Genomic DNA, 19274 nt, shown 5'->3' with positions numbered 1-19274 from the left:
GGGAGCAAATAGCAGCTATGCATCGGCGTCATGGACAAAGGTGTCGAACCGGTTGCCAGGCCATATCGCCTTTGGTGATACTCCTGCTTGCAGGAACGCCGCAGCACCGTGTTGCGCGATAACCCGAACGGAACCCGCCATGCGAAGCCCGATGACCAGTATGCCTGCACGAGGGCGGACCGCGATCTTCCGTCGGCTCGGCACAAACATCCTCGCAGGCATCGGCGCTGCGTGCGTTGCGTCGCTCGTTGCCTGCTCGAACGGCGCGCTGGCGCCCCAGGTTCCGGCCGACGCCGTCGCCCAGCTCGCCCCTTCCGGCACCTTGCGCGCGGCGATCAACTACGGCAATCCGACACTCGCCACAAAGGATCCAGCGACCGGCGAACTGCACGGCGTATCCGTCGACCTCGCTCGCGAGCTTGCCCGGCGCCTTGGCGTACCCGTCGAGTTCGTCCAGTATGCTGCTGCCCGCAAGGTGGTCGAAGGCGCGCGTGAGCGGGCCTGGGATGTCGGCTTCGTCGGCATCGACCCAGACAGGGCCAGGGACATGGTGTACACAGCGCCTTACCTGATCATAGAGGGCGTTTATATGGTCCGGCAGGATTCGGCAATACGGACCAACGCAGATGTCGATCGGCCAGGCACGCGTATCGCGGTAAGCGGTGGCAGCGCCTACGACCTGTTCCTGACCCGGCAGATCAAGTATGCGCAGCTCGTGCGCGCACCGGACCCAACGCAGGTCGCCGACACCATGATCCAGCAGACGCTCGAGGTCGCGGCTGGCGTAAAGCAGCGCAGCGAGGTGGATGCAAAGCGTATAGGCGGTCTGCGCCTGCTCGACGGCAATTTCATGGTGATCAACCAGGCGATGGCAACGCTCAAGGACCGGCCCGCGGGCGCGCGCTACCTGAGCGCGTTCATCGAGGACGTGAAGGCGTCGGGGTTTGTAGCGGCTTCGCTGCAACGCAATCACATCGAGGGCGCGAGTGTCGGGCCGCTTACCTCGCCGCACGCGCCCTAAAGCGGCCCAATTCGCACGCTGCGAAACCTGACGACGCCGCCGCGATATTGCAGCACGATGCGCCCGTCCACGAGCTTGCCGTCCTGCACGTCCACCGTTTGCACGCCGTTGAGCACGACCTTCAGGTGGGCGCCTTGCGCGGTGATGTCGCAGGTGTTCCAGCGACCGCCCGCCAGCATCGGCGTCGATGTATCCGCGACGTTCACGATCGATCCCGTCCGATAGCGAGGCTCAGGCCGCTGGTCGTAGATCTGGACTTCATAGCAGTTCCTGCTCGTGAATGTCTGCGGGTCGGCGCAGCGCAGGAAGATGCCGCTCTTCGCGTCCGGGCTGACCCAGAACTCCACATGCAGCCGGAAGTCCCCGTAATGCCCCTTCGATACGAGATAGCCGCCCGCATTGCCGGTCATCCCGTCCGCCTGGATGACACCGTCCTGCGCGCGCCAGTTCGCAACGCCCAGCGGCGTCCAGTTGTCCATGCCGCCTGAGCCGTCGATCAGCACACCGCTGCTGTGGTCGACATGAGCGCATGCTCCGACCAGGCCAAGCAGACAGGCGACGGCCATCGTCCTCACGCGAACCCGATTCATGGCGGACCCTTCGCGTGTTGCCAGCGGATCACGCGAGCGTACGACGCGGGATGCAGATACGCGTCTCATTGCATGCGCCCATGGATACGCTGATCACTCGGCCCAACCAGCCATCCGCCGATTTGCTGCCTTAGCGCGAGCGTCGACTGAGCCTTGCGATGCTGGTCGAAGGCATCACGGTTGGCCCAGACTTCGAGCACGACGTAGCGGCTGTGCCGTTCCGCGTCGTCGAGCACCCTGAAGGATACGGCACCGGGTTCGCTTGCCGCTTTCGCCACATAGTCGGCGAAGATCAGCGGCGGTCGGGCGCCCTCGGGAACCGGCTGACTGGCGGGGAGAAGCTCGTAATACGTGACGACATAGAGCGGCGCGGCTGAAACAGGCGCGGCTGCCGGAGCAGGAGGAGACACGGGTGCTGGCACCTGCGCAACACCCGTGCGGCAGGCAAGAACCAGTAACGCACCAGCCAGTGCGAATCGCTTCGGCATATTTCGTCTCCTGTCGACCCGAGTTAGCGCTTCAGCTGTCGGACGGAGTTGCCGCTTTCACGCGTTACTCCGGTTCCATGCAAAGCAATGACTCTGGTCCCGTGCAAGATGTTTGTTGTCCCTATGGTGCCGGTCGCGCGCGTTGAGCGGCACCGGCCTGGGGGCATCGGACGTTGCCGCCCGCGCCTGTTTGCGTCGATTGTAGCCGCCGCTTTTGCGGCGCCCTGCGCAATTCAGCTATGCAGCGTTCACAACGCCACCCTTGCATGTACTCGATAGCTGCTGTGCATCCAGCACATGGGCGCACGGCGATGGCTGTGGCATTCTCCGGACAGCGACTCAGGCAGTGACCCCGCGCCGGCGCATACAAAACATTAGAAGATGAGGAGACGACATGGCGACCTGGTACGGCAGCATGAATCCGCCGCAAAAGCGCACATTCTGGGCATGCCTGATGGGCTGGGCGCTTGACGCCATGGACGTGCAACTCTTCGCTTTCGTTATCCCGACGCTCATCACGCTGTGGGGTATGACAAAGTCGGAGGCGGGCATCATCGGCACGTCCGCGTTGATCACGTCGGCCATAGGCGGCGTACTGGCCGGTCTGCTCGCCGACCGGATCGGCCGGGTCAAGGTATTGCAGATCACCATCGTGTGGTTCGCGGTCTTCACGGGAGCCTCTGCCTTCACGCACAGCTTTCACGAACTGCTCATCACGCGCAGCCTGCAAGGACTCGGCTTCGGCGGCGAGTGGGCGGCGGGTGCGGTGCTGATCGGCGAGGTGGTCGACAAGCGCATTCGCGGGCGGGCTGTCGGCACCGTACAGGCAGGCTGGCCGATCGGCTATGCACTCGCGGCGCTTGCCTACTTCACGATCTTCAGCCTGCTGCCCGCCGAGACCGCGTGGCGCGCGCTCTTCATGGTCGGCATCCTGCCGGCGCTGTCCGTGATCTGGCTGCGGCGCAATGTGAAGGAATCGGAAGCCTACCTCGCCGTGAAGACAGCCGGCGCGCGCGGCAGCATCGGGGGCAACCTCAAACTGATCTTCTCACGCGGCATCGCGGGCAAGACCCTGACGGCTTCACTGCTTGCGGGCGGCGCGCTGGGCGGCAATTACACCATCCTCACCTGGCTCGTCACCTATCTGCGGCAAACGCACAGCATGTCCGTCGGGGTCACCACCTGGTATCTCGCCATCAACATCTTCGGATCGTTTTGCGGCTATGTCGGCGCGGCCTACCTGAGCGACATGCTCGGGCGGCGCAAGACATTCGTGTTGTCCGCACTCGGGGCGACGCTCGCGATCCTGACCTATACGTTTCTGCCGGTCGTCGGCGTGACCATGCTCCTGCTCGGCTTCCTCGTCGGGATGTTCCAGTCGGGCATCGTATCCGGGATGGGCGCCTGCTTTTCCGAACTCTTTCCCGCCCAGATCCGCGCCAGCGCGGGTGGCTTTTCGTATAACTTCGGGCGCGCCTTCGGCTCGCTGATTCCGGCCGCGGTGGGTATCACGAGCGCCCGCTACGGCCTCGGTCCCTCGATCGGCGCCTGGGCGGCCGCGTCCTACGCCCTCGTCTTCCTCGCCGCGCTGGCGATGCCTGAAACGCGCTTCAAGGAGCTCGAACTACATGTCTAACCCCACCTTTCCCGGCACGCGCAATGGCGGCCAGATCGTGGTCGCTGCGTTGCTCGCGAACGGCGTGGATACGGTGTACTGCGTGCCGGGCGAAAGCTACCTCCCGGTCCTGGACGCGCTGCGCGACGCGACATCCATCCGTACCTACGTCGCCCGCCATGAAGGCGCGGCGGCGAACATGGCCGATGCCTACGGCAAGCTCACCGGCCGCCCTGGCATCTGTTTCGTGACTCGCGGGCCGGGCGCGACGCATGCAAGCATCGGGGTGCACACGGCAAGCCAGGATTCCACGCCGATGATCCTGTTCATCGGCCAGGTCGACACGCTGTTTTCCGAACGCGAGGCGTTCCAGGAAGTCGACTACCGGCGCATGTTCGGCGGCATGGCGAAATGGGTGACGGAAATCCAGGACCTCGCGCGCATTCCCGAAGTGCTGGCGCGCGCATTCAGCGTGGCCAGGTCCGGGCGACCGGGCCCCGTCGTGATCGCGCTGCCTGAAGACGTCCTCTTCGCGTCGGGCATCGCGCATGACGCCGGTCTTTCGCCGGCCACTCAGCCGGGCCTCGGCGCGGGCGCAACGGAAGCCTTTCGAGGCTTGCTCGCCAATGCGAGCCAGCCGCTGCTCGTAGTGGGCGGTTCGGGTTGGGACGAAGCGGCATGCGCGGACCTGCGCTCCTTCGCCGAAGCCTTCGACATACCGGTTGCCGCTTCCTTCCGCCGCCAGGATCTGTTTGACAACCGCCATGCGAACTATGTCGGCCAGATTGGCCTCGGCGTATCGCCACAACTGGCCGACCGCGTGCGATCCGCAGACCTTGTGATTGCGCTCGGCACGCGCCTCGCCGAGGTCACTTCAGACGGCTACACGCTGTTCCAGAGCCCGCTGCCAAAACAAACGCTGGTCCATGTGCACGCCGACGCCGGCGAACTGGGCCGCGTCTATCAACCCGCGCTTGCCATCAACTGCGGCATGCGCGAGTTCGCCCGCGCGCTGGCCGCCATGCCCGCAACCGACGTCGTCTGGCATACGTGGACCGCGTCCGCACGCGCGGATTATGAGCGGCATTCGGGGGAACCGGCGTCGGACGTGCCGACCGAAGGCGTCGACATGACGCAGGTGCTGAGACACCTGAACGCCACGCTGCCTGATGACGCCATCATCGCCAACGGTGCGGGCAACTATACGGTCTGGGTGCATCGCTACTACCGGTACCGCACGCCGCGCACGGAACTCGCGCCGACGAGCGGCGCCATGGGCTACGGCCTGCCGGCGGCGGTGGCTGCAAAGCTTCAGCACCCCGGGCGAACCGTGGTGTGTTTCGCGGGCGACGGATGCTTCATGATGTATCCGCAGGAACTCGCGACGGCGGTGCAATACGGCGCCGCGCTGATTGTGATCGTCGTGAACAACGGCATGCTGGGCACGATCCGCATGCATCAGGAACGGGAGTATCCGGGACGCGTGGCAAGCACGGACTTGCGCAACCCGGATTTCGTCACGCTTGCCACGGCATTCGGCGCATTCGCGGAGCGCGTCGAACGCAGCGAGGATTTCCCCGCCGCGTTTGCCCGCGCACAGGCTTCAGGGGTCGCGGCGTTGATCGAACTCAGGGTCGATCCGTTCCAGATCACGCCCGGCGCGCGGCTTCCTGCCTGAGACGCGCTGCATGGCTTCCGACAGGAGCCAGCTCCGGAAGGCTTCTGCCCCCGGGTGATTCATTGCCGCGGGCGGATAGACAAGCCAGTAGCTGTAATCGTTGAGTAGCTCGATATCGAAAGGTTGTATCAGTCGCCCACTGTTCAGGTCGTCCGCAGCGAGCATCAGGCGACCCAATGCCACGCCTTGTCCATCCGCCGCTGCCTGCAGCGCGAGGCTCGCATCGTTAAACGAAGGGCCGACGTCCGATACGAACCGCTTTATCCCTGCCTTTTCGAACCAGTCTGTCCATCCCTGCCTCGGCGTGTCATAGAGCAGGCGTACGTGGCGTAAGTCGGACGGAGCGCGAATGGCAGGCGGCCCGATCACCAGCGCTGGACTGCAGACGGGGCTCAGTCTCTCACGGCCTATCAGGTCGGCTGTCAGTCCTGCCCATTTCCCCAATCCCGAACGAATCGCCAGATCGAAACGGTCACTCGAAAACGACCAGACGGCCGCCGAACTATCGAGACGAACGTCGATGTCCGGATGTTGGGTACGAAATGATTCGAGGCGCGGAACGAGCCATCGCGATGCGAAGGACGGGAGCGCGGTGATGCGCAGAGGCCGCCGGTCAGGTTCCATCAGTCGTGCTGTGGCCGCCGCAACGCGATCAAACGCGCCCGTCAGCTCGAGAAGATAGGCTTTCCCGTCCCGGGTGAGCTCAAGCGCATGGCCCCGGCGTTCAAACAGGCGGCGGCCCAGCCAGCCCTCAAGCTGGCGGATCTGATGACTGATCGCCGCCTGTGTCACGCAGAGTTCCGCGGCAGCGCGGGTAAAGCTCAAGTGCCTTGCCGCGGCCTCGAAGGCGCGCAGCGCACTGAGTGGGGGCAAGCGTCGCATGGATGGCGTCGATTACTTTGGCTTATCGAGAGCATGAAGATAACCCGTTTGTGTGGTCGACGGTAGCCGGTTCTAATCACACACGTGCCGGGCAGGCATGGTGCCCGGCCTCTTGACGAGATAAGGCTAGCTAATGATCGCATTGAAGATATGGATTTTGTTCCTCGGTTACGCCGTACCCATGGTTGTAAGCCCGGGTCCTGGCAACACGGTGCTCGCGACTGCTGGCGGGCGCTTCGGCGTGACCGGGACACTGCCATTCTGGTTTGGCTTCGAGATGGCGAATCTCGTCCTTTCCGGCGTATACGGAGCAGGTCTGGGCAAGGTCCTGCAGGGTCATTCACAGATAGAGATCGTGCTGAAGTGGGCTGGCATCGCTTATCTGCTGTATCTCGCCTGGGGATTTTTTCGGCCAGCCAGTGGATCAGAAAAGGACGGCGAGCGTCGTTCGCGTCTGCGGGTCAAAGACGGATTTCTTGCGGTGATGCTGAATCCCAAGATTCACTCGATGATTCTTGTCATGTTTTCGCAGTTTCTAGACCCGGCGAAATCGCTTCCGACGCAGATCGTGCAGTTGTCCGCCGCTTTCCTGATCGTGTGCGTCGTCTGCCACTTCCCATGGATTTATGGCGGCCAGCTGATTCTCCGACGATTCCGTTCAGCGCGTGCGATGCGCGTCCAGGGTTGGGTATTTGGCACCAGCATGATCCTTGTTGCCGGATATGTTGCTCTTACCTGAACATCCGCTCGTGAACCCATATTGGCCGCCCTAAGTGGGCGAGTTCGCGCATCAGTCAACCAACCACGCCGGGGCGATTGTCGGGCAGGCTTCCCCGTTCCCTCGCCTGAACCACTATTTCGATCCAGTTATCCCAACTTGAGCCATCAAGGTCAGATTGCCGCCCATCCGCGGTTCACGGAACGGCCCGGCATCGTGCAGTGGCTCAAAGAGTTCAGGGTGAACCGCACGCAGGCGATAGAACTCGACCCAGCCCGCTTCGCCATCCGGCTTCCACTTTTCCTGCTTGACACCCGACTGCGCTGCAAACCAGGAGTCATCACGGTACCCGCTTGCCACAAGCTCGGCCAACCGGTTGATGCGGTGGTCCTTGTACGCGTACCAGTCCTCGCCCTTCAGTCGCGCCATCTCGGCCATCAGCACGAGCGGAGCCAAAGCATAGTTGTGATAGTGCAGCGCACGCTTGCCCCGCTTCATTTCCATAGGCAGGCTGCCGTCGTCTTCGATATCGTTGATGCCCTTTTCGTAGACGCCGCGCGCCGTATCGAGAAGCGCCGGATCGCCGGTCGCGACGGCCGCTGCCATCACGCCCACACCCGTCCAGTAGTAATGGTTGTTGCGGGTTTTCTTTGGGTTATCCCAGTACGCCATATTGGCTGTCGCTAGTTTTTCGAGCCACGCGTCGATCTCGGCACGCTGCCCGGCGGTCGCGAGTTCACGTGTTTTCAGGTACGCGATGCCGGCACCCCCGGCCACCCACTGCCGCAGATAATCGGACTGGTCGTTGTTGATGTGAATCATCTCGCCAAGCATCGCGCCATCGCGTGCCCAGCTGCTCAACCATTCGATGGTGCATTGTCCCGCAGAGACATCGTGCTTCGCCAGATAGCGATCCGACATATCGGCGACCTGTTTCGTGTAGTCGTCGAGCGGTCGGGTCATCTCGGTGTTGGCGCGCTTCTTTGCCTCGTCGATCACGGAATGTGCGGCATCGGTGTAGTAACCCTGAGCCTTGATGTCCCGCATGGCGGGAGGCGCCGACGGACAATCCATCGCGAGTGCGTCCAGCGAGAAAGCGAGGGCGGCGAGGCAAAACGTAAGACGTGCGAGCTGCATCAAAACTCCATCAAGATTGTTAGCCGTTAAGGGACATGCCGTCATTACCTGAAGGCCCAAGGCGAAAATCGATAATCACGCTATGGCTTCAGGTGAATACAACTTCCGCGTCTCGCCCGCGTCGAAGCCGTGATCGGCCATGAGGCGCTCGATTGCACGATTCACCTGATGCGGCGTAATCAGCCGCGAGCATTCGAACTGACGATCAGTGCCCGCATGACGCGGACACCACATAAAATCCTTGTGATCGAATTCGACGGTCGTGTCGTTCCAGCAACTGTTGCACGTGTGGAAATTGATCACCCGATAAGGCGTTTCGAACTCATTTTGCGGGTGCGTGAATCCGCTGATCATCACAACCGGCTTGTTGAGCGCCCACGCGAGCCATGACAAACCGCTCGACAGTCCAACGAAAAAGTCTGCGTGCATGAGGAGGCTGGCGCGCTCCTGCAACGGCAGATTGCCGGTGAAGTCTTCGGCGCCGTAAGGAATGTGATTCCACTGCAATCCGTGGCCGTTGACGTGCTCGCGATCGATGCAAAGCACGCGATATCCCCTGGCTTTAAGAAACTTGACGGTTTCAAACCAGCCCGTCGGGTTGTTCCAGTACTTGCATTGCGACGACGATTGCGCAGCGATGCATACGTAGGGTTCGGCGATGCGTCGCGCGGTGTCGCGAACGCCGATGCGCGGACGACATTCGTTTGCGGGAAGGCCCAGCAGATACGCGATTGTCTTCTGCAAACCGCTGACCCGGAAATCGGTCGGCTGATGCGTGCGGTCTTCGCAGGGAAAGAAAATGCCCAGGTAGTAGCTCGCGTAAAACTCGTGTTTGCGCGCGTCTTCATCCTGCGGACGAATGTAGTGCAGCTCTGGATACGCATCTTCGAACAAAGACCATATCCCCTCGCCCATCGAGAGATACATTTCGCAGCCGTGGCGCTTGCGAAATTCGTCGACATAGGGAAACCACGCGACGATGTCGCCAATCGTCCCGACTGGCAGACGTGCATATACCTTCTTGCCGCACAGGTCGAAATCGTGTTCGAACACGAGCTCGTCGTTGCGCATGACTTCAATGCGAAAGTTGACGAAATAGCGCTTGGTGCTCGCCACCGTCGCGTCGGCAACCACTTCGTCAAAGAGCACAACGTCCGCGTCCCGGTCGAGCAGCCGCACACGCCAGCCGTCGCCCTCAACCTGCACACGGCAGCCGTAGTTGAAGTCGAACTGGATGCCGGCAGGGCCGCTCAATGACGGCACGCCAAGGTTGACGAACGGACCTGCGTCCATCGCACCAGGCTGCGAACCCGCTTGCAGCGGCGCGCTCCCGTCCTCGCGGGGCATCACGGAAAAACTGGGAGATTCGCTCATTTTGGCTTGCTCTTTTCGCTCAAGATTCGATACATGACGCTATTACTTCTGATACGAAAGGCCGACATTGACCGCGATCGGGCTTTGATAATGCTGGCCCTTCGCATAGCTCACATCGACGTAGAAATGAGAACTGCGATTCAACGATGCCGCGACACCCGCCGAAACCGAGCCCCAGGAATCGGGCGTTTGCGCATTGATGTCGCTGCCGGCCACAGTCACCGTCTGCTGACTGTTGAAGGCGTGCACGGCGTTAAGGCTGACGAATGGTTGCATCGGGGTCTGCCACAACGTGAGGGTCTTGCTGACCGTCACGCCCGCGCTTCCCAGCGCTGTGTTGTGTGCGGCGAGCTGAATCGGCATGCCGTTGGCGAGCGTATAGCCGATCGAATTGGCGCTGAGATACGAGAACGCCACACGCGGCTCAATGATCCAGTCGCCTGCGAGTTCCAGGCGCTTGCCGCCTTCGAGGGACGCAGCGAAACCGTTGTCGTTATAGCTGCCCGTGTTGTTGCCGGTAATCGAAAGCGTGTTCGACGTGCTGATGAAACGGACAACCGCGTCCGTGAACCAGCCGTTCTTGCCGGCGAGCCCACCGTACAGACCCACGTTCCATGGATACACGCTCGCGGACCCGCTGTCGCCGGTGGTGGTGCGCGCTTCGGCCACGCCACCCGTCAGCCCGACGTACCAGTCGCCATACGGGCGCGCAAAACGCAGATCGCGGCCGAACTGCACGCCACCCGCGTCAACGGATGAGGAGATGCCCGCCGAATCGAGCGTAAAACGCTGACCGTACGCGTGAATCCACAGCCCCTGATCCGTGCCGCCCCGCAGCTCCGCCATCCGCGACATGGTTTGCTGGATCTGCTCATACCAGAGCATCGTCGAGACAGCCGGTAACGCCTGGGCGACCGACGCTGCATCACCCAGTTGCCCGGTGTCCGCGAGATAGAATTGCCCGGCGACATCCTGCAACGCGTACTTCTCGGCGCCGACATCGATGGTGCCCGACTGCAGCGTGAAATTCGCGTTGTCGTTGGTGCCGCTGACCAACGCCATGCGTGTACCTTTGGGCGCCGGTGTCGTGCTGGCGTCCTGGACGGAGAGCACGTAATTGCCGCTGCCGTTGTTGACGATCAATTGATCGCCCTGCCCTGCGGCGACGTTGGTATTCAGCGAAAACTGTCCGCTGCCGCTCAGCCCGTTCACGGTCAATGCCTTATAACCTGCTGAATCCGGTGCGCTAAAGACGACATTGCCGCCGTTAAGCACAAGCGCGTTCGCTGTCGCGTTAGCGTTGCCCGTGACGACGATCGACGTGCTGGTCGCGACAAGCAATGTGCCCTGCACATTGCCCGACGTGAAGACAGGACCGGGCACCACGCCCGTCGACGTCATACCGCCTACGTACAGCGCTGCGGTGCCCCCGCTCGTCACGACCGAGCCACTTGCCGTGCCGCCGCCGACCACTTGCTGCATGCCACCATTAGCGACCATCGTGCCATTTGCGAGACCGCCGCTCGAAACTGTCTGCGTGCCGGCCGACAGAACCAGCGTGCTGTTCGCGGTGCCGCCCGGATAGATCGTTTGACGGGCCTTCTGACCGACCGTCGTGTTGAGCGTCACGCCGCCAGCGGAGACATACTGTGTGCCGCCCGAGGAGACCGCACCGACCAGCACGGTGTTGACAGCAAGACCGCTCGTCACGGTCTGCCGTGCGAAAGGATTCACCACGGTATTGGTCGCCGTGCCGCCACTCGCCACCGAGGCGCTGCCGCCAGAATTGATCACCGCCCCGTTTGCCACGCCGCCTGCAACCGTGAGCACGCCGCCTGAATTGACCACGGTCGCGCTCGCGACACCGCCGCCGCTAACGATCTGGGTGCCGAGATTGTTAAGCGTCGCGGCCGATGCCACGCCACCCGATGACACCGCCTGCTTGCCGCCGTTGTTAATCACCGCGCCATTGGCCGTGCCGCCCGCAAGCACGGCCTGCGAGCCGCCCGAATTGATCACGGTACCGTTCGCCACGCCGCCCGCTGTGACCGACTGCTTGCCGCCGTTAAGCGTCGCCGAGGTAGCGGTACCGGACACGATCTGCGTGCCGCCGCCCATGATCACGACAAGCTGGTCGCCCGCGCCAGTCATGATCGTCTGCGTGCCACCCGAGGCAACCGTGACGCCCATCGTTGCGCCGCCTGAGGAGACAGTTTCCTTGCCGCTGACTGTCGCCGATGTGACCGTTCCGGACACGAGCTGCGTACCGCCTCCCTGTACGGTTGCAAGCTGGTCGCTTGCGCCGGCCATGATCGTCTGCGTGCCGCCCGAGGCAACGCTCACGCCAGTCGTCGCGCCGCCCGACGAAACGAACTGCTTGCCGCCCGCATTCACTGTTGTTCCGCTCGCTGTACCCGCGATGTTCTGCGATCCACCGCTGTTGACGATTGCGCCCGTGTCGTTGCCGCCGGCGAGAACGGACTGCGTTCCTCGCGAGTTCACGATCGTGGCGCTGGTGAAACCACCTGAACCGACTGTCTGCACGCCGGTACTGTTAATGGTCGTGCCCGTCGCGCTCGCGCCGGCCGACACATTTGCCGCGCATCCCGTACTCGGCGGCAGGATCTGGCCGACGCACTGGGCAAGCGCGTGATTGCTGATGGCCGGGAACACGATCGCCATAACAGCCGACAGCGCATTGACGGGCAACATCGGTTCGATGCGTGCGCGGCGCTGTTGCAGCATCGCCAGATCGGACACCACTTGCCACGGATTGGTCTCGTTCATGATTGTCTTTTTCCCTTGCCTGTACCCGTCCCCGCCGGTCCGGCGTTGCGCCGGGCTGTCGTGGGCCACCATCGTGATGTGGAGTCTCAGAAGATGTGCGTGATGCCGACGCCGCCGCCTGTTGGATTCACCCCTGGCGTGCGGGCGCTGACGCTTTGCACGACGGGTGTCGAATCGAAGTCGTACAGGCCCTGGCTTCCGTTCCAGATACGGCTGATGTAGGCAGAGACCAGCGTGCGTTTGCTGAGGCGATAGATGTAGGCCAGCGAGAACTGCTGTGCCGACGTCCCGCTTCTCACGTTCGACGCGCAACTTGCGACGGCGCCGACCGCGGCTCCCGAACACTGCAAGCTGCGGGCATAGGCATAGCCGCCGATGAATTCGTTGTTGCCGACCACTTTCCCGAGGCTGACCGTTGCGGCCTGGCGTGAGACACGGCCCGGTCCGGCTGCAGTCTTCTTGCCGTAGGTGCCGTCCGAGCCGGAATAGTCGAGACCGAACGCGAGACTGAACGTGCTTGTGAACGAGTACCGTCCGACGATACGGTTCGACCAGTCGTTTGACGACCCCTGTGCGAGCTTGTCCTGGTTCGCGCGGGACTCGTACACGTACTGCAGATACATCGGGCCGGCCCCGTAGCTCGCGGACAGCGAATACACGCGATCCGCGTTGCCGGTGATGCCGTTCGCCGGGTCGGCGCTCTGGCTGTTGGTGTAAAGGAAGTGACCGACGAGCCCGCTGGAATCTTTCGACGTCGCATAAAGCACGGCGTTTGCGACGCGGTTGTTGAACTGCAGCGACGTGCCGTTGAGCGTGGTCATCAGCGTCGTCGGGCTGGCGATCGGCATCTGGTCGCCGAGAAATTTGTAGGTGCCGACCGTGTCGTACAACGGTGACGTCAGCAGGCCGAATTTCAGCACCCCAAACGTGTCGTTCTGTATCCCGATGAACGTATCGCGACCCGCAAACTGGCCACTGGCATTCGTATTCGTACCCGTGCCCACATTGACCGTGTTTTCCAGCTGGAACAGCACGTACCACGTCGACCCGAGGTCCTCCGCACCGCGTATGCCCCAGTAGGAACCGTTGCTGGCGAAATTCGTCCTGCTGCTTTCATCTGGACCGTTACGCGCGCCATTGGCCGTCATGTAAGCAATGGTTGGGCTCAACAGACCGTAGAGTTGCAGCGTGTCGCCGCTAACCGATACGCCATCGCCGGAGACGGGTGAACCCAGCGGATTGAAGCCAGCTTCTTCGGAACCCGCGAATGTCGGCGCCTTCGCCGCTTCCTGTGCATGGGCCATGGCGCCGTACGCGAGGCACGCGCCGACGAGGCATGCTTGCTTGAAATTCTGCTTTTTCACGTTGTCTCCAGTCTTCTTCTCATTCTGCACACTTCATGAAGCAGGTCGCGTATGCGGCCCGTTGCTCCCCGGTGTCTTCGATGATTTGTCAGTGTTTCGCGACGGCTAGTAAAACGATTTCCTATATTCGCAATCTGATTCCGCTGCGTCAAGAATTTTCCGCACACACGCTCTTCGTTTCACGTTCTTTACAGGTCTTCGTTCTGCTGCGGTACAGGCTGTGAAGAAGAGCATTTAGCGGGCTTTTTCCCGGCACATTCGCAATTTCATCGCACACTTTCTGCACGCATATCCATATTCATTCGCCCGCTTGATACACCCAACAACGTTCGAACTTCCAGTCACACACAGTGAGATTAACGTTTTCCTTCGTGCATACTTTTCGACCTGCTCGGGTAGCGCTCTCCCAGGAGAGCGCTACCCCTCTCAACCCCTTACGTGGATTGCGCGAGGACGCGCGAGATCATCTGATGTTCAGCCGGGAACAAGGCATCGGCATGCCACTTCTGAAGGTCGCGAAACGCTTTGACCAGCCGCGTTCGCGTTTCCGCAGTCGCGCTTACCATTGGCCAGTTGTGCATCAGGTAAGCGAGCGGAATCACGTTGCGCCGCTCGCACCAGACATCGAACAGGTAGAGGCAGAGCGCGTGCAGATCGCGCTCGACGCCCGTTTCGATGACATCCGCTTTCATGATTTTTCCGGCCGCTCTTCCCGCTTCGTCCGCGCAGTAGTTGTCTCGCATGGCCTGCATTGCACAATCCACTTCATTGCCACCTTCCTTCAACATGCGCACGCCCACGGTCAGGCACTCACCGCGGTCGCAGCATCGGAATGCGCTCCGTCCGCTGCCCGCTTGACCAGCGTCCACAGACATACCGCACCGATGAGGTCGCCAAAACCCAGCACCGTAAAGAACGGCGTATAGCCGATGCGTCCCACGAACCAGCCAATCAGCAGCGTGAAGCAGAGATTGCCGATGCCAGCGACGAATCCGGCAAGCCCGGTCACCGTCGCGACTTCCCTGCGCGGGAACAGATCGGCGGACATCGATATCACCGTGACCGACAGCGTCTGGTGTGCAAATCCGCCCAGACACAGGAGGAATATTGCGGTGCCCGGGCTCTGAACGAATCCGACGCCAGCCATCGCGATCATCAGCACTGCGCCGAGTGTGAAGACCGCGCGCTTGCCATCGACGATCGGCGTGCCAAACCGCCGGTTTAACCAGACCGACAACGAGCCACCCATCATGCAGCCGAGGTCGGCGGTCACGAATGGTAGCCACGCGGTCATGGCAATTGTCTTGAGATCGAAGCCGCGAACCTGATAGAGATAGAGCGGCATCCAGTACACGAGCGTGCCCCAGACCGGATCCGCAAAAAATCGCGGCAGCGCAATGCCCCAGAAATTGCGCTGCGTGAGAATCTCGCGCAACAACGGGCGCGCGCTTACGTGCGCATCGACATCGGGCGCCTGGCCGGCGGCGATGTACGACGCCTCTTCGGCTGTCAGCGCCTTGTGCTCATCGGGATGGCGGTAAAACACAAGCCACAGCACGGCCCAGCACAGTCCCAGTCCGCCGGCGACGATAAATGCCATGTGCCAGTTGTACGTGAGGATCGACCATGCGATGAGCGGCGGCGCCATGATGGCGCCAAGCGACGTCCCAAGATTGAACACGCCCGCCGCGATGCCACGTTCGTGCGCCGGAAACCAGTAGGCAGCCGCGCGCATGCCACCCGGAATGAAGGCCGCCTCGACGAATCCGAGCATGCCCCGCAGCACGAACAATCCGACCCAGCCGCCTGCGAAACCGTGGGCCATGCAGATCACCGACCACGCGACACCGCAAATCAGAAAGCCTGCCCGGAGCCCGACCCGGTCCATCAGATATCCAGTGAGCGGCGCACCGATTGGATACATGACGAGAAACGCGCCCGTAATCCACCCGTATTGATGGGTGCTGATATGGAGATGCTCCATGACCGCCGGCGCTGCGACACTCAGCGAACTGCGCGCGAGATAGTTGGTGATCGTGCCAAGTGTCAGCAGACCGATCATCCACCATCGAAGACCTTTAACCTTGATTGTCACGACGTCATGCTCTCTTTCGATGAAGTACGGGCATCGGTCTCTTCCCATTGATATTGCGGCAGGCGCATCGGAACTTCATGCCGCCGCTGGCACGCGCAGTTGCGCGAGCAGTCCGCCGTCCACCGGCAACACGTGTCCTGTAACGAACGACGCCGCGTCGGAGGCGAGGAACAGCACTGCGAGCGCGGCTTCGTCCGCGCTGCCGTGTCGCGGCAGCGGCAAGCCGCGCGCTGCGGCCGGATCGACTGTGAGCGTATGCGAGTGCGGAATCTGCGCGGGAGCGATTGCGTTCACGCGGATGCCGTGGTGACCGAAGTCGGCGGCAAGACAACGTGTGAGCGCATCCATGCCACCTTTACTGACGTCGTAGATCGCGTTGTTGCGATGGGCACGCTGCGCGCCCGGCGACGACACGTTCACGATCGCACCACTGCGCCCGCTCGCAGTCCAGCCACGGATTGCATCGAGGCTGAGCGCATACGTCGCGCGCAGGTTCACCGCGATGATTTCGTCGAATTCGTCGAGAGTTGCCGTGTCGGTTGGCTTTTTTGTCTGCGTGAGACCGGCGTTGTTGATCAGGATGTCCAGGCCACCGTGCCCAGCTGCGCGCGCGAGGATCTCGCTGCGATGACCGTCGTCAGCAATATCGCCTGCGAGCACGTCGCAATGCGCACCCAGGGTGTCTCGCAATCCGGCGAGCGCGTCGCGATTGCGCCCCGTCGCCACCACGCGGGCGCCGGCTTCGCAAAAGCGCTTTGCAATTGCCGAGCCGATTGCCCCGCTCGCCCCCGTCACAACCACAACCTTGTCGCTGAAATCGAATTGGATCTGCATAGTTCTTTTAAGAGCCCGGAAGACACGTGAGATACGTGCCAGAAAAACGTTTTCCCAAATATAATTGGGGCGAGCGAGTGAAGTCAATCGTTTTCCCGATTGGTGAGCATCGGTGAAAACCCGAGGCAACAACCCGAGCGAAAACGAGACCGCGTTTCCGCACGTGATAGAGGCCGCCTGCACCGGCGCGCCACGCAAGACAGTAGTTTGAACAATCAGAAAGTGCCGTGTTTATAGAGGTAAACGAGAATTGATCGGGCGTGCACGTCCGATACATGAAAACCAGTCGAGAAGGTTTAGAGGGCGCCCGGCATCACATCTTTACTGCTGGCCGGATTTCAATTAGCATAGAAAAACGTTACCCTAAAACATATGAAAAAAACCTCCTCGACGATCCGAGACGTCGCCGCCGCCGCCGGCGTATCCGTCACCACCGTGTCGAAGTTCATCAACCACGCGCAGCGCTTTTCCCCGCCGGTCGAAGCGAGGGTCCAGGCCGCCATCGATGAACTGGGATACCGGTCGAATCCGCTCGCACGCTCGATGATCACGGGCGAGACACGCACCATTGGCCTTGCGATCCTCGACATCCTCAATCCGCACTTCACGAGCATCGTCAAGGGCGCGAACCGCGTGGCGCTCCAGCACGACTACACGTTACTGCTCGTCGATACGGAAGAAAGTCAGGACCATGAGCAGGTCTTGATCGAGGCGCTTGCCCAGCGGGTCGACGGTGTGATCGTGAGTTCCCGCATGCCGGAGCAATCCGTGCAATGGATGCTCGAGTTGCACAAGCCGGTCGTGCTCTTCGGCCGGAACCATCACTTCCCGATTCCAAGCGTGGGCACTGACAGCTATCTCGCCTCGTACATGCTTGCGAGACACCTGCTGAACCAGGGCCACCGGTCGATTGCCTACGTGGGATTTGGCCAGTCGCGATGGAATAACGAGCGGATTCGCGGCGTACAGGCGTGCCTCGCCGAACAGGGACTGTCGGCCAGCGTGTATGACGCTCAGGCGGCTTCGCCGCAGGGTGGCGAGCGGGCGTGCTCCTCCATCATGCTCGGCCCGAACCGGCCCGATGCGGTGATCTGCTACAACGACCTGATCGCGCTCGGCTTCATCAAGGCGGCCCGTGCGCTTGGCTTTTCACTGCCGCAGGACGTTTCGATAGCGGGCTTCGACAACGTGCCGTACGGCGAATACGCTTCGCCCGCGTTGACTACGGTCGACCTGCAAAGCGAAAAGATGGGCGAGATTGCGATGCTAAAGCTCATCGACGCACTCGCCGGCAAGAATGACACCGAATACTCATTACTTGAACCGCGCCTTGTCGTGCGCGACTCGACCATGCGCCGTGCAGGTGCGTCTGCGTCCGAAGATGCTTCCGCTGCCCGCGCAATCCCAATCCGGAAAGGAACCAGTAGATGAAGATCGTCGCCGTTCACGTCACACCCATTGCCATCAGCGATCCACCGTTGCTCAACGCGAGCGGCGTCCATGAGCCTTTTGCGCTGCGTTCGATCATCGAGGTGGAGACGGACAACGGGCTCGTCGGCCTGGGTGAAACGTACGGTGACAAGCCGGTGCTGGAAGGACTTCTGCGCGTCAAGGATCTGCTTGTCGGACTCAGTCCGTTCGATCTCAATGGCCTGTGGCAACGCGTGCTTTCCGTGGGTAAGCCGGTTGCACACGGTGTCGAACTCGACGTGGCGCCAGGCTCGCAGGCGAGCAGCGCCGAGCGCAAGATCTTCGGTGCATTCGAAGTTGCGCTACTCGACGTGCAGGCGCGTTCGCTTAACGTGCCGGTTTACGAACTGCTCGGCGGCGCGGTGCGTCGGCAGATCCCTTTTTCGGCGTACCTGTTCTTCAAGTTTTCAAGCGATGTCGATTCGTCATACCGGCCCGATGCATGGGGCGAGACGTTAAACGCCGAACAGCTCGTGGCCCAGGCGCGCACGATGATCGACCGTTACGGCTTTGGCAGCATCAAGCTGAAAGCCGGTGCGCTCGATCCGGACCACGAAGTCGAATGCCTGAAGGCGCTCAAGCGCGCGTTTCCGAATCACCCGCTGCGTATTGATCCGAACGCGAACTGGTCGCTCGAAACGGCGGTGCGCATGGCACAACGCCTCCAGGGCGACCTCGAGTACTACGAGGACCCGACGCCGGGCCTCGAAGGCATGGCTGAGCTGCACAAGGCAACCGGCCTGCCACTCGCCACCAACATGGTGGTGACGGATATGGACGAATTCCGCCGCAACGTCACGCTGAACGGCGTGCAGATCGTGCTGTCGGATCATCATTACTGGGGCGGCCTGCGCGCCACCCAAACGCTCGCTGCGATGTGCGATACGTTCGGGCTCGGGCTGTCGATGCACTCGAATTCGCATCTTGGTATCAGCCTGATGGCGATGTCGCATCTGGCCGCGGCCGTGCCGAATCTGACGTACGCGTGCGACACGCACTATCCGTGGCAGGACGATGAAGTCATCAAGGGCGGCAAGATCGCCATCAAGGATGGCTGCGTCACGGTAACGGATGCACCTGGGCTTGGCATCGAACTCGATCGCGATGCGCTCGCGGCACTCCACGACCAGTACCTGCATTGCGGCATCACGAATCGCGATGACGTTTCGCAGATGCGCAAATTCCGTCCCGACTGGACGCGCAAAAAGCCCCGCTTCTGAT

16 protein-coding genes are annotated in these 19274 nt (G+C 61.8%); 6 read left to right on the top strand and 10 right to left on the bottom strand.

Annotation, left to right across the window (positions count from 1 at the left end):
• Positions 1 to 151 precede the first annotated feature (151 nt).
• On the top strand, positions 152 to 1021 hold the full coding sequence (locus tag LPA36_RS02785) for an ABC transporter substrate-binding protein (protein ID WP_228874618.1): 870 nt from the start codon (positions 152 to 154) through the stop codon (positions 1019 to 1021).
• Here the strand turns inward: LPA36_RS02785 and LPA36_RS02780 are convergent.
• Positions 1018 to 1611, bottom strand: coding sequence for a 3-keto-disaccharide hydrolase (locus tag LPA36_RS02780; protein WP_228874617.1), 594 nt, complete (start codon positions 1609 to 1611; stop codon positions 1018 to 1020). The genes LPA36_RS02785 and LPA36_RS02780 overlap by 4 nt on opposite strands.
• Before the next feature lie 65 nt (positions 1612 to 1676).
• Positions 1677 to 2099, bottom strand: a complete 423-nt coding sequence (locus tag LPA36_RS02775) for a putative quinol monooxygenase (protein ID WP_228874616.1) — start codon at positions 2097 to 2099, stop codon at positions 1677 to 1679.
• 394 nt (positions 2100 to 2493) lie between these two features.
• On the opposite strand from LPA36_RS02775, the gene LPA36_RS02770 reads away from it, so the two are divergent.
• Together LPA36_RS02770 and LPA36_RS02765 are read left to right on the top strand one after the other, a co-directional pair.
• Positions 2494 to 3735, top strand: coding sequence for an MFS transporter (locus LPA36_RS02770; RefSeq protein WP_228874615.1), 1242 nt, complete (start codon positions 2494 to 2496; stop codon positions 3733 to 3735).
• Positions 3728 to 5392: a thiamine pyrophosphate-binding protein gene (locus LPA36_RS02765; RefSeq protein WP_228874614.1), complete on the top strand. Its 1665-nt coding sequence runs from the start codon at positions 3728 to 3730 to the stop codon at positions 5390 to 5392. Before LPA36_RS02770 ends, LPA36_RS02765 begins: the two co-directional genes overlap by 8 nt.
• Here LPA36_RS02765 and gcvA read toward each other — a convergent pair.
• The gene (gene gcvA / locus LPA36_RS02760; RefSeq protein WP_228874613.1) at positions 5318 to 6217 is read right to left on the bottom strand and encodes a transcriptional regulator GcvA; all 900 of its coding nucleotides are present in this window, start codon (positions 6215 to 6217) and stop codon (positions 5318 to 5320) included. The two genes, LPA36_RS02765 and gcvA, sit on opposite strands and share 75 nt — an antisense overlap.
• Positions 6218 to 6407: 190 nt before the next feature.
• On the opposite strand from gcvA, the gene LPA36_RS02755 reads away from it, so the two are divergent.
• On the top strand, positions 6408 to 7013 hold the full coding sequence (locus LPA36_RS02755; protein ID WP_228874612.1) for a LysE family translocator: 606 nt from the start codon (positions 6408 to 6410) through the stop codon (positions 7011 to 7013).
• Between the two features lie 114 nt (positions 7014 to 7127).
• Here LPA36_RS02755 and LPA36_RS02750 read toward each other — a convergent pair whose 3' ends face one another.
• From LPA36_RS02750 to LPA36_RS02720, 7 genes are all read right to left on the bottom strand, one after another.
• Positions 7128 to 8129, bottom strand: coding sequence for a mannuronate-specific alginate lyase (locus tag LPA36_RS02750; RefSeq protein ID WP_228874611.1), 1002 nt, complete (start codon positions 8127 to 8129; stop codon positions 7128 to 7130).
• Between the two features lie 75 nt (positions 8130 to 8204).
• Positions 8205 to 9503: an autotransporter strand-loop-strand O-heptosyltransferase gene (locus LPA36_RS02745; RefSeq protein ID WP_228874610.1), complete on the bottom strand. Its 1299-nt coding sequence runs from the start codon at positions 9501 to 9503 to the stop codon at positions 8205 to 8207.
• A 42-nt stretch (positions 9504 to 9545) separates the two neighbouring features.
• Positions 9546 to 12290: an autotransporter outer membrane beta-barrel domain-containing protein gene (locus LPA36_RS02740; protein ID WP_228874609.1), complete on the bottom strand. Its 2745-nt coding sequence runs from the start codon at positions 12288 to 12290 to the stop codon at positions 9546 to 9548.
• Positions 12291 to 12376: 86 nt separating this feature from the next.
• Positions 12377 to 13654, bottom strand: coding sequence for a porin (locus LPA36_RS02735; RefSeq protein ID WP_228874608.1), 1278 nt, complete (start codon positions 13652 to 13654; stop codon positions 12377 to 12379).
• 434 nt (positions 13655 to 14088) lie between these two features.
• The gene (locus LPA36_RS02730) at positions 14089 to 14346 is read right to left on the bottom strand and encodes a hypothetical protein (protein ID WP_228874607.1); all 258 of its coding nucleotides are present in this window, start codon (positions 14344 to 14346) and stop codon (positions 14089 to 14091) included.
• Between the two features lie 110 nt (positions 14347 to 14456).
• On the bottom strand, positions 14457 to 15749 hold the full coding sequence (locus tag LPA36_RS02725) for an MFS transporter (protein WP_228874606.1): 1293 nt from the start codon (positions 15747 to 15749) through the stop codon (positions 14457 to 14459).
• 75 nt (positions 15750 to 15824) lie between these two features.
• Entirely contained in the window at positions 15825 to 16583 is a 759-nt protein-coding gene (locus LPA36_RS02720) for an SDR family NAD(P)-dependent oxidoreductase (protein WP_228874605.1), read from the bottom strand.
• A gap of 372 nt (positions 16584 to 16955) precedes the next feature.
• Here LPA36_RS02720 and LPA36_RS02715 point away from each other — a divergent pair, with 372 nt between their 5' ends.
• Entirely contained in the window at positions 16956 to 18014 is a 1059-nt protein-coding gene (locus tag LPA36_RS02715; protein WP_228874604.1) for a LacI family DNA-binding transcriptional regulator, read from the top strand.
• Complete coding sequence (locus LPA36_RS02710; protein ID WP_228874603.1) at positions 18011 to 19273, top strand: glucarate dehydratase family protein; 1263 nt, start codon at positions 18011 to 18013, stop codon at positions 19271 to 19273. The genes LPA36_RS02715 and LPA36_RS02710 overlap by 4 nt, the downstream gene beginning before the upstream one ends.
• The last annotated feature ends 1 nt before the right edge of the window (position 19274 follow it).

This window comes from Paraburkholderia saeva (assembly GCF_907164555.1).
In the GTDB taxonomy this organism is placed as follows: Bacteria; Pseudomonadota; Gammaproteobacteria; order Burkholderiales; family Burkholderiaceae; genus Paraburkholderia; species Paraburkholderia saeva.
This window is presented reverse-complemented; position numbering and strand designations above follow the sequence as displayed.

Excerpts from the sequence above, each read along its gene's own strand:
- LPA36_RS02785 (WP_228874618.1), top strand. The coding sequence starts at position 152 with ATGACCAGTATGCCTGCACGAGGGCGGACCGCGATCTTCCGTCGGCTC.
- LPA36_RS02780 (WP_228874617.1), bottom strand. The coding sequence starts at position 1,611 with ATGAATCGGGTTCGCGTGAGGACGATGGCCGTCGCCTGTCTGCTTGGC.
- LPA36_RS02775 (WP_228874616.1), bottom strand. The coding sequence starts at position 2,099 with ATGCCGAAGCGATTCGCACTGGCTGGTGCGTTACTGGTTCTTGCCTGC.
- LPA36_RS02770 (WP_228874615.1), top strand. The coding sequence starts at position 2,494 with ATGGCGACCTGGTACGGCAGCATGAATCCGCCGCAAAAGCGCACATTC.
- LPA36_RS02765 (WP_228874614.1), top strand. The coding sequence starts at position 3,728 with ATGTCTAACCCCACCTTTCCCGGCACGCGCAATGGCGGCCAGATCGTG.
- LPA36_RS02755 (WP_228874612.1), top strand. The coding sequence starts at position 6,408 with ATGATCGCATTGAAGATATGGATTTTGTTCCTCGGTTACGCCGTACCC.
- LPA36_RS02750 (WP_228874611.1), bottom strand. The coding sequence starts at position 8,129 with ATGCAGCTCGCACGTCTTACGTTTTGCCTCGCCGCCCTCGCTTTCTCG.
- LPA36_RS02745 (WP_228874610.1), bottom strand. The coding sequence starts at position 9,503 with ATGAGCGAATCTCCCAGTTTTTCCGTGATGCCCCGCGAGGACGGGAGC.
- LPA36_RS02740 (WP_228874609.1), bottom strand. The coding sequence starts at position 12,290 with ATGAACGAGACCAATCCGTGGCAAGTGGTGTCCGATCTGGCGATGCTG.
- LPA36_RS02730 (WP_228874607.1), bottom strand. The coding sequence starts at position 14,346 with ATGAAAGCGGATGTCATCGAAACGGGCGTCGAGCGCGATCTGCACGCG.
- LPA36_RS02720 (WP_228874605.1), bottom strand. The coding sequence starts at position 16,583 with ATGCAGATCCAATTCGATTTCAGCGACAAGGTTGTGGTTGTGACGGGG.
- LPA36_RS02715 (WP_228874604.1), top strand. The coding sequence starts at position 16,956 with ATGAAAAAAACCTCCTCGACGATCCGAGACGTCGCCGCCGCCGCCGGC.
- LPA36_RS02710 (WP_228874603.1), top strand. The coding sequence starts at position 18,011 with ATGAAGATCGTCGCCGTTCACGTCACACCCATTGCCATCAGCGATCCA.